General features: G+C 50.0%; 11 protein-coding genes. 1 reads left to right on the forward strand and 10 read right to left on the reverse strand.

What is annotated here, in order from left to right; all coding sequences use genetic code 11:
• Positions 1–13: 13 nt before the first annotated feature.
• The 3 genes from BOC67_RS04660 to BOC67_RS04670 all read right to left on the reverse strand — a co-directional run bounded on the left by BOC67_RS04660 (position 14) and on the right by BOC67_RS04670 (position 3,268).
• On the reverse strand, positions 14–469 hold the full coding sequence (locus BOC67_RS04660) for a protein-disulfide reductase DsbD domain-containing protein (protein WP_291907859.1): 456 nt from the start codon (positions 467–469) through the stop codon (positions 14–16).
• Positions 470–751: 282 nt separating this feature from the next.
• On the reverse strand, positions 752–1,729 hold the full coding sequence (locus BOC67_RS04665) for a hypothetical protein (protein WP_291907861.1): 978 nt from the start codon (positions 1,727–1,729) through the stop codon (positions 752–754).
• Between the two features lie 15 nt (positions 1,730–1,744).
• Positions 1,745–3,268, reverse strand: a complete 1,524-nt coding sequence (locus tag BOC67_RS04670) for a hypothetical protein (RefSeq protein ID WP_291907863.1) — start codon at positions 3,266–3,268, stop codon at positions 1,745–1,747.
• Positions 3,269–3,472: 204 nt separating this feature from the next.
• Here BOC67_RS04670 and BOC67_RS04675 point away from each other — a divergent pair, with 204 nt between their 5' ends.
• Positions 3,473–4,390, forward strand: coding sequence for a TIGR01777 family oxidoreductase (locus BOC67_RS04675; RefSeq protein ID WP_291907864.1), 918 nt, complete (start codon positions 3,473–3,475; stop codon positions 4,388–4,390).
• Here the strand turns inward: BOC67_RS04675 and BOC67_RS04680 are convergent.
• From BOC67_RS04680 to BOC67_RS04710, 7 genes are all read right to left on the reverse strand, one after another.
• A complete protein-coding gene (locus BOC67_RS04680) occupies positions 4,350–5,624 on the reverse strand; it encodes an anthranilate synthase component I family protein (protein WP_291907865.1) in 1,275 nt (424 codons plus the stop codon). The genes BOC67_RS04675 and BOC67_RS04680 overlap by 41 nt on opposite strands.
• Positions 5,625–5,695: 71 nt before the next feature.
• Positions 5,696–6,139, reverse strand: coding sequence for a hypothetical protein (locus BOC67_RS04685; protein WP_291907867.1), 444 nt, complete (start codon positions 6,137–6,139; stop codon positions 5,696–5,698).
• A 93-nt stretch (positions 6,140–6,232) separates the two neighbouring features.
• A complete protein-coding gene (locus BOC67_RS04690; RefSeq protein WP_291907868.1) occupies positions 6,233–7,504 on the reverse strand; it encodes an adenylosuccinate synthase in 1,272 nt (423 codons plus the stop codon).
• A 232-nt stretch (positions 7,505–7,736) separates the two neighbouring features.
• A complete protein-coding gene (locus tag BOC67_RS04695) occupies positions 7,737–9,986 on the reverse strand; it encodes a RelA/SpoT family protein (RefSeq protein WP_291907870.1) in 2,250 nt (749 codons plus the stop codon).
• Between the two features lie 69 nt (positions 9,987–10,055).
• Complete coding sequence (locus BOC67_RS04700) at positions 10,056–10,814, reverse strand: response regulator transcription factor (protein ID WP_291907872.1); 759 nt, start codon at positions 10,812–10,814, stop codon at positions 10,056–10,058.
• Positions 10,815–11,114: 300 nt separating this feature from the next.
• A complete protein-coding gene (locus BOC67_RS04705) occupies positions 11,115–12,554 on the reverse strand; it encodes an alpha-L-fucosidase (RefSeq protein WP_291907873.1) in 1,440 nt (479 codons plus the stop codon).
• 2 nt (positions 12,555–12,556) lie between these two features.
• Positions 12,557–15,148, reverse strand: coding sequence for a glycoside hydrolase family 2 protein (locus BOC67_RS04710; protein WP_291907874.1), 2,592 nt, complete (start codon positions 15,146–15,148; stop codon positions 12,557–12,559).
• Positions 15,149–15,189: the final 41 nt, after the last annotated feature.

Below are 15,189 nucleotides of genomic sequence, written 5' to 3' on the forward strand. Positions count from 1 at the left end.
TAGCGGATGCAACTTATTTACCTCCAACAGTAATAACGAATTCAGTTTCTTTTGGAGGAAGGCACTGGTGATCGTCACAAACCATGAATTCAACGGTACCTTTCACTTTGTTGGCAGCTTTACCTTTCACGGTCACTTTCTGTACAAAGTCAACGGTGTTTTCGTAGTATTTCAGTTCGGAATTGAAGTTTTTATCGAAGTTCTTATGCAGTTTACCCACTTCCTGGATTTTACCTACCGGCGTTACCAGCGGATTTTTAGCAATTTTGAAAGTGGTAGGAACAGGACCTTCACCGGCTTCCTGCGCATACAGGTGCCAGCCCGCATCAATGATGGCGGTCATGTGCAGTTCATAAGTCGTCGCGTCAATTTTCTTTGAGCTGAATTTCCATTTTACCGGATTCTCTATCTGGGCGCTTGCCAGGAAAGGCAAGGCAAATAAAACCATAGCTGTTAATAACTTCTTCATACTTAGCTTTTTAATTGGTTGGTGGTTCGATTTATTAATTGTTGTTTTCAAGCATTTATTCGGGATCTGGTAATTATGGATGGCCCCGTTTAGGTTTGGATATCCAAGAATACTGCCAAACTTTTATTACCTAAATCACTGGTTTTCCGTTGTTAACCGGCATTTCGATCTCCCAACAAATCTACTGGGAAAGCACAAAATTACTTCGCCGCTCGCAATTTTCCATTGCCGTTCATCCGGAAATAACAAAATATTGAGTATCAGAAGCTTAAAAATGGGCCATCAGCTGAAATATTGCATAACTATCACATATGCGAATGCTATGAGATGCACGATGTTAGCAAATGCATCGCTGGGGATGCACCAGAATACGTTGCCGGCAAAGAGGGAAACCGGGAGTACCGCCAGCACCCAGTAGGCGGGTGAAAAATGAATACCGAAGAAAGGGATCAGCACCGCCACCGCCACATACACGATCAAAGCAGCCCATATCTTACGCCCCTGTATCAGCATTTTCTTCAGCGGCCGCTGCAGCAACAGCCAGCCGAGGAAAAAGAAAAGCAGGCAGGCTACCATGGCGCCCCAAACCTTGTAATCCGTGATAACCGGCAGCGATAACCCGATGTTGGGTATCATCTTCAGTAAGGTAATCTGGTTGGTGAGAAACAAATAGGTGCCCATGAGGTATAGCGGGCAAATCAATCCCAACAGGGCAATGATCCATTCCGCCAGGCGGAAGGCCCGCATGATCAGCATGCTCACCAGCAGCAACAGGCAAAAGATCACCGCAGGGAAATACAGCAACCCGCAAATGCCGATGGCAAAACCGATATTGAATACCACATCCCTGGCGGAAGTACGTGTATAGAGCGACGTTATGCTGGATACCACCCACAGCATGATCAAATTAACCAGCAGCCCCGGGGAGAATACATTCCAGCTTTGCAGCATGGAGGTAAACAACAGGTAAGCCATTGCCGGCAGGTAGGTGGGTTTGGCAAACAAACGGTGATGGTTTACAATCTTTGTAAACAGCAGCGATTGCACCAATATCAGCAAAATGGCCAGCGACGTGAAGAACAAGGGGCTCTCCCCTGCAAAGCTATGCAGCCATTTTACGATCAGCTTATACAGCAATCCCTCTGAACCGTCTGCCAGGTAGGTGGACGGATGCAGCAGATAGAAAAACTTTACAACCAGCGTGTATATCAACAACAGCAATACCGTAAGGGGATTGCCGGAACGGAAAAATTTTATCACAGTGCAAAGGTGTGATTAAAAGTCAATTTTAGCAAAGCAAATATAATTCCTGTAGATGCATGGTATCAGTACTGACCTGGCGCTGATCTGTTTACCATAGCGGGGCATCCAGGTGTAGCCTTTATCCAGGTTGCGCAGGGTAGGCATGCGGTTAACCTTTCCGCTCGGCTCCAGGCTGTTGTCTGTCAGGATGTAGCTTCTGCGGTCAAGGTCATTGTACAGGAAGCGCAGCTCGCTGCCGATGTTTACCATCATGTACGACAGATACAGGTCGGCATTATCATCAAACTGGCTTTTGTTAATGAAGTTATTCCATTGCATGTTTCCTTCATCGTCGAAGGAGAGGACAATCACTTTATCGTAATGGTAGCGCAGGCCCTGGGAGTTGTTCCAGTAGCCCGGGTTATAGTACCACGGAGAGTAAGGGGAATAATAGTAGGGAGAATAAAAACCGCTGTACGGGTTACCGTACATATAATTCCAGCGGTTCCACGGCTGGTAACGGCTGGAGGTGGAAAATGCCTCGGCCGTGATCAGGAAGCCGCCGTTGGCCGTATTGATCACCCGGCGGATGAAGTAGTCGTTAAACGCAGCGTTGGTGCTGGACTCCGTACGGGCCGCAGCCTTCAGCTCCGGGGTGAACACCACTGATTTCTCATAAATCGTTTTCTGATTTTTGAAATCATATTTGTAGAGATATAGGCCTTCCACATTCCCGCGTTTCTGCTTGTAGTAGAACGCGGTGATCAGGGCCGTACCTTTCTGGTTGTCCAGTTTCATTTTTACCTCGTCCAGCATCTGGGACTTAAACTGCAGCGGCGTAACCTCAAAGCTGTCTGTCAGCGGGTGCTTCACGATCATGTTGCCGCTGATGACGTAATCCTTGCTGCTGGTCCTTTCCAGTTTATTGAAGATGAAATCGCCATCATTGGTGAGGTTAAAGTTGCTGAGGAAGTACTTTTTGGACTGCATGGGCAAACTTACCTTGCTGTTGTTCACCAGCTGCATGGCGCTGTCGTACAGGAAAGTATAGAAGAGGTTGTTGTTCTCATTGTCCTGGTTGATCTTGTAGATCATGATGCGGTTCTTATCCTCGGATACTTCCAGGGAGTACACCTTATTTTCCCTGGAATAATACCCGATACGGGTAGAATCGATCAGGAGGGGCTCTGTGGCAAATTTCGCATCAGGGCTCATGGTAGCGCAGTAGCTATACACGGCGTCCTTATGCTGGAACTGGTAGATCATGAGTACTTTGTTGGGATAGGCCACAAAGTCCATACTAATCACCTTTTTGGGCAGGAAGTCGAGCGCTACCCGCTCCTTCAGCTCCATGGCGTTGTCATACACTGAAACTGCGTAGTTTCCGCGGTCGGATTTATACACCAGTATATTTCCGGCTACCCGGCCAATGATCTCAAACTCAGTATTTTTGTAATCATCCTTTTCGGGCTGGGAATAGGATATTTTCTGAGCCGTCGCCGAGGCGCCGGCCAGCAGCATCAAAAGCAACAATTGGATGCGGTATAGTATATGCATGCTTCAGTTGTATTTCAAAAAGTTGTTGGTAAGGAGTGGCAGACGGATTGCTGCTTACCTGATTTTCAAACTTACATTAAAATTTAGAATATTGGTAAGCAATTTCCATGCACAATTCCGTAGACCTTTTCCCGTTACATAAATACCAAAAGGCTGGATTTATTGTGTACATTTAATTAATTTTTTTAAAACAGCATATTCTCAATGGAAACCGTTTTAATCACCGGTGGCACCGGACTGGTAGGCACCGCATTAACGGACCTTTTACTGGAGAGAGGGTACAGGGTAATTGTACTCACACGTACACCAGAGCGCGGTCGCAATAAGCAGATCACCTATGCCCGATGGGATGTTAACACCCAGACGATAGATACTGCCGCCCTGCAGCAGGCGGACTACATCGTACACCTCAGCGGCGCCAATGTGGCCGACAAACGCTGGACGGAGGCCCGCAAGCAGGAGATTGTCACCAGCCGCACCCAAAGCAGTGAACTGATCGTAAAAGCCTTGTTATCCACTCCCAATAAAGTAAAAAAAGTAATCAGCGCCTCCGCTACCGGCTACTACGGCCAGTATAGGGACCATGTCTTCACCGAGTCGGACCCCGCCGCGGCGGATTACCTGGGCGTTACCACGCAGCTCTGGGAGCAGAGCATCGGCGATGTACGCTCCCTGGGTAAAAAGCTCGTGGTATTTCGTATAGGCATGGTGTTGAGCAGGGAAGGCGGCGCCCTGAAGGAATTCTACAAACCGCTGCGCTTTGGCTTTGCCACCATCATGGGCAGCGGCGAGCAATACATCAGCTGGATACATATCCACGACCTGGTGCGCCTGTTCTTCAACGCCATTGTGAACGACAAGCTGGAAGGCATTTATAACGCCGTGGCGCCCAATCCCGTTACCAACAAGGAATTGATCCAGGCGATGGCCCGGGCGGCGAAAGGCAAAAGCTATATGATGGCTTACGTGCCGGCAGCGGCACTGAAGCTGGCTTTGGGCGAAATGAGCGTGGAGGTGTTGAAGAGCGTGCGGGCATCTTCCGCGAAAATTCAGCAAACAGGCTTCCAGTTCTCCTACCCTACTATCGACCGGGCGATGGAGCAGTTGTTTCCGAAGCGCTGAGTACTTTGCGCAGCGCGGCCGCTTTCAGCAGGCATTCTTCCCATTCTTTTTCCGGATCGCTGTAAAAGGTGATGGCCGATCCTGTCTGGAAGGAGAGGTATTGGCGGGTAGCATTGTACAGGATGCTGCGGATCACTACGTTGAAATCGAAGTCCCCTTCCGGCGTAATATAGCCCACGGCGCCGGAATACAGGCCCCTGCGGCTCTTTTCGTGCGATTCAATCAATTCCATCACCCTTTTTTTGGGGGCGCCCGTCATGGAGCCCATGGGGAAGGCGTGCCTGATCACTTCGGTAAAGGGCTGCCCTGCGGGGAGGGTGGCCTCCACGGTAGAAATCATGTGATGCACCTGGGCAAAGGAATAGATGCCAAACAGTTCGCTCACCCGCACGGAGCCTCTCACGGCGGCGTGACTGAGGTCATTGCGCACGAGGTCTACCACCATTACATTTTCCGCCCGTTCCTTGGCATTGTGGAGCAGCGCCTGTTTCAGCGCTTCGTTGACGGCGGGGTCAGCATCTTTCCTGCTCGTTCCTTTGATAGGCTGGGAGATGACGTGGCTGCCTTTTTTCTGCAGGAAGCGTTCCGGGCTGGAACAGACCATGTATTTGTCGTCCAGCCGGTAGAAGGCCGCAAAAGGCGCGGGGGATAAGGCGCTGAGCCGGGTATATAACGCCGGCGGATATACGTTGGCGCCGGTGATGAAGTTTTCCCGGCAGAAGTTCACCTCGTAGCAATCACCGCGCAGGATGTGCTGTTGCAGGGATTTTACGGCGGCGATGTAGGCGTCGTGATCCAGGCGCGCCTGCAGCGGCTGCGCTACGGGAGGCGCAGGATCTGCGATGGTGGCCGGCATGCTGAGGCATTCCTGCAGTACGGCATGCGCCTCTTCTTCGGAGGCATTGAGCATACCGATGCCTACCGCTTCTTTTTCGAGCAGCATTACGATGCGCGGGCGGAAGAAGAATAAGTCCGGAAAGCCGGTTCCATCATGGTTTTGTGAGTGCAGGGAAGGTACTACTTCATTTTTGAGGTCGTAGGCGAGGTGGCCGAATAACCAGTCCTTACGGCTGTGGTGAAATTGCAGTAGTGCGTCAAAGGCCTGGCCTGCGGGCATTTGCAGCGTGTCCACTGCGTCTGCTCCAAGTATGGCTTCGTATTGATGATAAGACGACGGATAGTAATTGTTATCTAATAAACAACAAATGTTGAACCGGGCAGCCCAATTCAACATTTGTTGCTTAAATATTTGGTGATCATCAACCGGGAAAAAATGGAAATTCCTGATAATAATCAATTTAGTGCTTAGAAATCGTCGTCATCATCGTCAAAGCGATCGTTGAACAGATCCATATCTTTGAATTCATCATCAAAGCCCAGATCATCGTCATCGTCGCCTTTTTTAGAGCTCGGACGGCCGCGTTTACCTTTAGACTTAGGCATGTCGAATTCCTCGAAATCAGGATCATAGTCCTCATCCTCGCCCTTCTCCCATGCGTCGTCTACATCGTCCATATCATCATCATCTTCATCATCCTCGTCGTCATCAGACTTACGTTTGGATTTAGAGGAAGATTTATCTGATTTTCTTGAAGAAGATTTAGAAGTTATTTCCTCTTCATCATCTTCATCCTCATCATCTTCATCCACCTCTTTCTTAGGCTTGGCCGCAGCTTTAGGAGCGTCTTTTGCAGTCTTAGGAGAAGTAGTTTTTTTAGTCTCTTTCTCTTTATCAGATTTTGATTTCATAATAGGTTCACTTATTTCTTTGCCGTAAAGTTTTAATAGTTTTTTTTATTCGCCAAATTTTTTTTGCCGTTTTTTTTCCGTAATTTTTTGGACCTACTTTTCGAGTATCTGATCGCGTCCCGGGCCGTTGGAAACGTATTTCACGGGAACGCCAAGATATTTCTCCACTGAAGATACGAAGCTTTTCATTTCGTTTGGTAACTCATTGAATTGCTTACAGGTAGCTGTCTTTTCTGTCCATCCCGGGAACTTTTCATACACCGGCGTAACGGCCAGTCCATTGAGCTGGAACGGCAGTTGTTTGGTTTGTTTTCCGTTGATTTCGTAAGCGGTACATGCCAGTACTTCATCAAACTCATCAAGTACATCGGATTTGGTCATTACCAGTTGGGTAACGCCGCTCAGCATGCAGGTATAGTTCAGTGCCACGAGGTCGATCCAGCCGCAACGGCGGGGGCGACCGGTAACGGCGCCAAATTCGTGGCCGGCAGCGCGCAGCTTTTCGCCGGTAGCGTCGTGCAGTTCAGTAGGGAAAGGACCGCTACCAACGCGGGTGCAATAAGCTTTGGTTACGCCAATCACTTCCTTAATCCACTGCGGCGCGATACCCAGGCCGTTGCAAACGCCGGCGGAGATGGTATTGGAGGAGGTTACGAACGGATAAGTACCGAAGTCCACATCCAGCATGCTACCCTGAGCGCCTTCTGCCAGCACTTTTTTACCGGCTTTCAGCTTCTCATTGATAAAGTATTCGCCTGCCACCACGTTCATGGTACGCAGGAATTTCACTGCTTCGAAGAATTCGGCTTCCCATGCAGCAATATCAGCACTGAATTCGCTGATGTCGAAGTGCGACAGCAGCTCCAGGTGTTTTTGTTTCAGTTTGGCGTAGAGGTTTTCGAAGTCAGGCGACATCACATCACCTACGCGCAGCCCGTTACGGCCGGTTTTATCCATATAGGCCGGGCCGATACCTTTTAAGGTAGAACCGATTTTGTCGTTGCCCTTCGCGATTTCAGAAGCCTTATCCAGCGCTCTGTGCGTAGGAACGATGATATGGGTCTTTTCTGCAATGAAAAGATTTTTTGTCAGGTCAATGCCCAATGCGGAAATATCCTGGCTTTCCTTCTGGAACGCTACGGGGTCCAGCACCACACCGTTACCGATAAGGTTAATTGTGCTATCGTGGAATACACCGGATGGAATGGTGCGTAAAACTACTTTCTGTCCATTCACATACAATGTGTGTCCTGCGTTCGGACCGCCCTGGAAGCGGGCAATCACGTCGTATTTACCGGCAAAATAGTCCACAATTTTACCTTTACCTTCGTCGCCCCATTGCAGGCCTAACAAAACGTCTACCATAATGATTTAATTATTTATCGGAGGTTGTTGCTTTAAAAGAAGACGCAAAATTAAAGCGATTTATAACAATTACAAACTCTGTAAATTGATTTCTCCAATCGGGGCCGGTAACGGGGGTGCATTTCCGGAAGGCTGGTCACGAATCGACCTACCCTGGCCACGATGGCCCGGTACGGGAAGATTTGGCGCCGCGGCGCTAAATCTTCCCCCTAAAAATAAAAGAAAATACGGATCAGGATTCCTCCAGGCGTTGTACGGATTGAATACCATCAAGGCTTTTAAGCTTTTCCACCAGCTCGTCCAGCTCGTCCTTATCGTGGACGTACACTTTGATCAAACCTTCGAAAAGGCCCTCTTTAGACTCAATACTGAGCGCGGAGATATTCACTTTCAGCTCTCCTGAAATAATATTGGTGATTTTGTGGATCACGCCCACATCGTCCATACCGATGATACGCAAACCGGTCAGGAAGGAGATTTCGCGATTCTTCACCCACTTGGTTTTCACCACCCGGTGCCCGTAATTGGCCAGCAGCTGCGCGGCATTGGGGCAGTTGGTACGGTGGATTTTCAGCCCTTCGCTGGCGGTGATGAAGCCAAACACGTCGTCCCCCGGGATCGGGCGGCAGCAATTGGCCAGCTTGTAGGCAATCCTGTCGGAGCTTTCCCCGAAAATGATCAGTTCCGCGTCCTTCTTGCTCGGGATCTGGTGCTTCACCGCCTCTTCGGACACGTGTTCCGGCTGTTTTACCGGCGCCGGCTTAGGCGGCTCCAGCTTATCACCCAATAGGGTGAATTCCTTCAGTTCCCTGAGGTCTATATTTTTTACCGCGATCTGGTAATACAGGTCGAGCGGGCTGGACTGTTTATAATATTGCACCAGCTCATTGATATTGTGCTGGCTGGGGTTGATCTTCATGTGGTCCAGCTTGCGTTCCAGCGCGGCTTTCCCATCCATGGCAATCTTTCTTTTCTCCTCTTTCAGCGCATCCTTGATCTTGGATTTCGCTTTGGCGGTCAGCACAAAGTTGAGCCAGTCCTCGGAAGGCTTTTGTTTATTGGAGGTGATGATCTCCACCTGGTCCCCGCTGCGCAGTTTGTGGCTGAGCGGCACCAGCTTGTAATTTACTTTGGCGCCTATACATTTGTTACCCACCGCACTGTGGATGGAGTAGGCAAAATCCAGCGCTGTAGAGCCTACCGGCAGGATTTTGAGGTCTCCCTTCGGCGTATATACGTAGATTTCCTCTGTGAAGAGATTGCTCTTGAAATCGGCCAGGAAGTCCAGCGTATTGGAATCCGGGTTACTCAAAATTTCCCGGATCTGCATGAACCACTGGTCAAACTTGGACTCCTGCTGGGGCGAGGTGCTGCCTTCCTTATAACGCCAGTGAGCGGCTACCCCTTTTTCGGCGTAGTCGTTCATACGTTTGGAGCGGATCTGTACTTCCACCCATTTACCCTGCGGGCCCATCACCGTTACGTGCAGGGCTTCGTACCCATTGGATTTAGGGTTACTGAGCCAGTCGCGCGTACGTTCCGGGCTGGGATGGTAAAAATCCGTGATGATGGAGTAGACCTTCCAGCAATCCGCCTTTTCCTTATCCGGCGCGGAGTCCAGGATAATACGGATGGCGAAGAGGTCGTACACTTCCTCGAAGGACACCCCTTTGGTTTTGATTTTATTGTGGATGGAGTGAATCGACTTCGGACGGCCGTAGATTTCGAACTGGAAGCCTTCTTCCTGCAATACTTCCTTGATAGGCTTGATAAACTCGTTGATATACCGGGTGCGTTCGCGCTTGGTTTCCTTGAGTTTGCGGGCAATATCCTTATAGGTTTGCTGCTCGGTGTACTTCATGGCCAGGTCCTCCATTTCGGACTTGATATTGTACAAGCCGAGGCGGTGGGCCAGCGGAGAATAGATGAACACCGTTTCGGAAGCGATTTTCAGCTGCTTTTCGCGGCTCATACTATCGAGCGTACGCATGTTATGCAGCCTGTCCGCCAGTTTGATCAGGATCACCCGGGGATCGTCCGCCAGGGTGAGGAGGATTTTCTTGAAGTTCTCCGCCTGCGCCGTGCTGGTGCTGGAATCAATCACGGTGCTGATTTTGGTCAGCCCGTCAACGATATGTGAAATTTCGGTACCGAATTCCCTGGTGATATCTTCCAGCGTCACTTCGGTATCCTCTACGGTATCATGTAAAAGTGCGCAAATGGCAGAGCGGACGCCGAGTCCGATCTCTTCCACGCAAATCTGCGCTACGGCAAGCGGGTGCAGGATATACGGTTCGCCTGATTTGCGCCGCATTTCCTTATGGGCATCTGCCGCCATTTCAAAAGCAGTTCGTACCAGCTCCCTGTCGCCCTTTTTCAGTCGCGGTTTCAGCGCCCTGAGCAAGGCCCGGTAATGTCGTACTATCTCTTTCTTTTCCTGCTCTTCGTCTAAATTATATTTTTGAACTACCACTGTTTCCATTGCCTTAAAGTTACGATTAAATCTAATCTGAAAGAAACCCGGCTATGGAATCGGGCAATCCTGAACGGTTCAGAGCCTGATGGGGTTGTCCAGCGGCACGGAAATGCGTTCTATCCGTTTCCCTTCCGGCACTTTCAGCCGCAGGCCGGCGTTGTGGTAGGTTTCCAGCTCCACGTCCTTGAGGTATTCCCGGATCAGCCGCCTTACTTTGGTAACATACACATCCATGCTGCGACTGTTCTGCAAATCGTCCTTCCCCCAAACCTTGATCAGCAGTTCATCCCGGCGGATGATGACGTTAGGCCGACTGAAAAAATACCGTAAGACCTTGGATTCCAGGGGCGACAGCTTGCCGACGGCATCTTTGGTGGTATTGTCCAGTATTTTCAGCTTGCGGTAATGGAAGGTGTAGTTATCCACGGAGTGGGCCAGCAGGAGGTCCGACCGGATAGGCCTGGAATACTTCAGGAATACCAGGATTTTCCGCATTAACTCCATGATATTGAATGGTTTGGTGAGATACGTATCGCCGCCGATCTCAAACGACTCGATACGGTCATTGTCCTCCGTTCTTTCTGCGGAAAAGAATATAATGCACACCAGGGTGCTTTTTTCCCGGATGTTCCGGGCCAGTTCAAAACCATTCATACCAGGCAGCACGATATCGAGCAGGCACACGTCGAATTTGGAGCGCTGGTACACCTGCCAGGCCTTTGCCCCGTCGAGGCAATGCTCCACCCGGAATCCGGCTTCTTCCAGCCTGCGTTTTACAATACCACCGAAGACTTTATCGTCTTCTACCAACAGAATACGAGGGTTCTTGTTCATGATTAAATGTGGGGGTCTTATTCACATTACTATCCCTGTAAATACCGAGTTCTGTATTGAGTCCAGATATGGTTATTTTCTACTAAAACTCTCTGCCAATGCAATTTTTATAAAATTCCAGTCATTTGCGGTTAATCAATCGTTAATCCGAAAAACTAAATAGGGCGCTTCGGTTAGCAACAGCGTCTTCACGAAGGGCTACGGGGCTCCTTTGACTATACCTACGTATAAAAACTAAAAAAGGACTGACAGAAACCCGCCAGTCCTTTTTATATTTATCAACACTAATTCACATTATAATCACACTTTTTCCACACCGGTGATTTTAATCGCCACCGCATGCTTGAAACCCTTACCCTGCATAGCTGCGGGGATGTGGATAACGGTATTGCCGTTCACACTTTTCCACACCAGGTTTTTCGCTCCGCCGAGGATTTCCACACGGGCTTTCCCGGCAGGGGTAATGCCTTTGAAAGTGATGGTTGCCGGCAACTTTTCCTGTTCATCCAATAAGTATATGGCATACACGCTGCTGCCGTCTTTTTTGGCAGTAAAGCAAACCTTACCGTCTTTATAAGGCGCGATTGCGCGGGTGCTGTAAATCGCGTCGCCATTGATGTGCATCCATTCGCCAATGCCTTTCATGGTCGTGTAAGCGGCATCATGCAGCTCGCCATCAGGGCCTGGGCCTACGTTCAGCAGGTAGTTACCGCCTTTGGCCACGATATCCACGAGGTTGTGGATAAGGGTGTTGACGGATTTGTACTGGTCGTTTGGCACATAGGACCAGGAGCCGCCCATGGTCATACAGGTTTCCCAGGGGTAGCTCAGCGGCTTGTCAGGGATCTGCTGCTCAGGGGTGCGGTAGTTTTCGTATTGACTGTGGACGCTGCGGTCTACCACGATCAGGCCCGGCTGGTGGCTGCGCGCCATTGCCGCGATCTTAGGCATATCGATGTCCTGGTCCTGTACTTTGGTAGTGCCCCAGCTGCGGGATTCTTCCGTCTGGTATTTTTCCGGGCGCACCCAACCACCGTCCAGCCAGAGGATTTCCAGCTTGCCGTAGCCTGTCATCAGCTCTTCGATCTGGTTGTAGGTGAACTGTTTGAACTTATTCCAACGCTCAGGGTATTTGGTAATGTCGTAATTCACATTCCTGTCCTTCGGCGGGAAGTAGCTCCACCAGTAGTATTCGGTATTCCAGTCCGGTTTGGAGAAATACGCGCCCGTATGCACGCCTTCCTTGCGGAACGCTTCAAAAATTTCCTTTGCTACGTTTGCGCGGGGATTTTTGCTGAAAGCTACGTCCGGCGCGGTGATGCGGTAATCCGTCTGTTTGGTGTCAAACATACAGTAGCCATCGTGGTGTTTGGTGGTAAACACCATGTACTTCATACCCGCGTCCGCAGCGGCTTTGGCCCAATGCTCAGGGTTGAACTTAACCGGGTTGAAGGATTTGCCCAGCGCCTCGTATTTTTTCAGGTATTCATAATAAGGGATCCCGTAAGGTTTACGCTGGGTGAAGCCTTCATCTTCCGGGCAAAGGCTCCAGGATTCCACTACACCCCATTGGGAGTAAGGCCCCCAGTGGATGATCATACCAAATTTCCAGTCCTGCCACTCCTCGAGTTTCTGTTGTACAGCTTTGTCAGGCTCCGGAATGTAAGGATGCTCTTCGTGCTGCGCTGCAGCGCTCATCCCCGCCAATGCCAGCCCTGCTGCCATTAAAAGTTTACGCATAGTTATTTTTTATAAGTGTCAACCAACGAAGTTATTTTCAGCTGTTGTTGTATGGCTGCCGCGGTGCGGCCGGTACGCAGATGCACGGTCCTTTGCATGCCGGGCAGCAGGTCGAAGAAATTATCTTCAAAATGTTCTCCTTCAATTGCTGTTGAAAGTCCCAGGTAAATATTTCTCGCAAGCTGTTTTGTTGTAACGGTTACATCCACTCCATCGCCTGCGGCCTTGCAGGTAAAGGATATGCCGGGTTCCTGTAACGCGATCTCTTTCGCTGCTGCAAAATAATAGAGATTAGGATTCAGAACATTATTGTTATTTACCAATTCAGTATAGAATATTACCTCATTACGGGGCCGGCCTTGCAATAAATCATTGATTGCTACAGTGTTTACAAGGGTGCTGGCCCCATCGGCATACTTACGTGCGGGTATTTTTTTTAGGGAGATAATTTGGCCCTGCAGGTCAGTCAGTACCAGTTTTAGCTCCAAATCCCACTTAGCGTTATTTCCATGTTCAGCCGTGATCACGAAAGTCTTTAACTGCCCATTTTCCTCCACTGTCGACGTGATCACTGGTTCGAACGCCCGTTTGGCGTAGTATTGGAGCGCCTTCCATCTTCCATAGTAATCCCTTCCGGACCAGGACGGGCCTGGCCAGCAATCATTGAGCTGCCAGTAGAGGGTGCCCATGCAGTAAGGCATATTGCGGCGATGCGCTTCTATGGCCACTTTCATACCTTCCGCCTGCAATACCTGGCTAAGGTACACGAACGCAGGAAAATCCACCGGTGTGTTGTAGTAGTGGTCCATGTAAATTTTGATCGCCGTATTTCCTTTAGCAGGGCTCTTTTGGTGGGATTGCATCACGTTGGAGAAAATGTGATAGTCGTCTTTGGTGGCAAAGCTATCGATGGTTGCCATGCCGGGGAACGACTGGAAGCCGTATTCACTCATGAAGCGGGGAATGTGCGTGTTGAACGCTTCAAACCATTCCATACCATGCCAGATGCCCCAGTAGTGGTTATCTCCCCTGGTGAAATCTTCCGGCTTTCCCCAGTTGCTGATGGGAGAAGAGTGGAAATAGAAACGGCCGGGATCATGGTCCTTCACCGCGTTGGGTAATATCTCCTTAAACAGTTTATCATACGCACGCTGCATGCTTTCATACTGCAAATTCGTATAGGCGTAACCGTCTTGCCAGCCCCAGTTTTTGATCGCCACGGCAATTTCGTTGTTGCCGCACCAGAGTGCCAGGGAGGCGTGATCTTTTAAGCGATTGATGTTGTAGATGGCTTCCATACGGGCGTTTTCGAGGAAGGTTCTGTCGCCCGGGTATAACGTACACGCATACATGAAATCCTGCCAGACGAGGATACCCTTTTCATCCGCCAGGTCGTAGAACTCATCATTTTCGTATATGCCGCCGCCCCACACGCGCACCATGTTAAAGTGGCTTTCCTGCATATCGTCGAACAGCCGGCGGTATTTTTCTTTTGTTACACGGGGCAGGAAATTATCCTGCGGGATGTAATTGGAGCCCTTCATGAAAACCGGGCGGCCATTAACTTTCACGAAAAATGATTCGCCTTGTGCATCCGGTTTATTTTCCACTTCGATGGTACGGAATCCGATTTTCTTACTCAGCTGCGCAAGCGTTGTTTTCTCTGCTGTGGTAAGGTACACGGTGGCCTGGTATAACGGTTGCGCGCCCATGCCGTTGGGCCACCAGCGTTGCGGCGAGTTCACCTCGTAGCTCAGTTCGCAGGTGGTATCGCCTTCAGGGAGGGTAAACGCTTTACCGGGGCGGTTCGCTATCGCGGAACTGTTGCCGAGAGTCAGCGCAGGAGTCAGCAAGTACGTGCCCGGGCGGGTTACCGTAAGTTGCACTTTCACATTTACCCGCGCTTTTTTGCCTTCGAGGGCGGTGGTATAGCTTACGTTCCGGATGGTAGCGGCGCTCCATGCTTTGAGGATCACCGGGCGCCATACGCCGCTGGTAACGAGGCGCGGGCCCCAGTCCCAGCCATAGTGGTAGGGCGCTTTGCGGGCGTACACGCTGAGGGGGATATCGCTGGCATCGTTGCCGGCAGGGTAAATCACGCTATCCCGGAGGAAGCGTGGCATATCGTGCTTAATCGGACTTTCAAACTTGATCAGCAGGGTGTTTTTTCCTGGTTTCAGGTGCCGCTTCACATCGGCGGACCATGCGCGGAACATGTTGTTGGTTACCAGCACATCCCGGTTATTGACGGATACTTCCGCGTAGGTATCGAGGCCGAGGAACTCCAGTTCCACTACGTCCTGCTTCAGTTGCGCTTCCGTAACGTTGAAGGTGCAGCGGTACCACCAATCCTTTTTATCTACCCATTGCACGGCTTTTTCGTTCATGCCTTTGAACGGGTCGGGGATGAGGTGATGCGCCAGCAGGTCGGTATGTACCGTTCCCGGAACGGTAGCGCTCCGCCAGATCCTTTCATCCGGGCGACCAAATTCCCATCCACTCTTCAGCGTGTCTACCTGTGAGTAAATCGATTTAGTAAAAAAGGATAAAAAAAAGATCACCAGCAAAAAGCGACCCGTCAGCTTGATATTCATAACCAGATGATGATTTGAGTAGCTTCAAAAATAACAATCTC

It is taken from the genome of Chitinophaga sp. CB10, from assembly GCA_001870995.2.
GTDB lineage: Bacteria > Bacteroidota > Bacteroidia > Chitinophagales > Chitinophagaceae > Chitinophaga.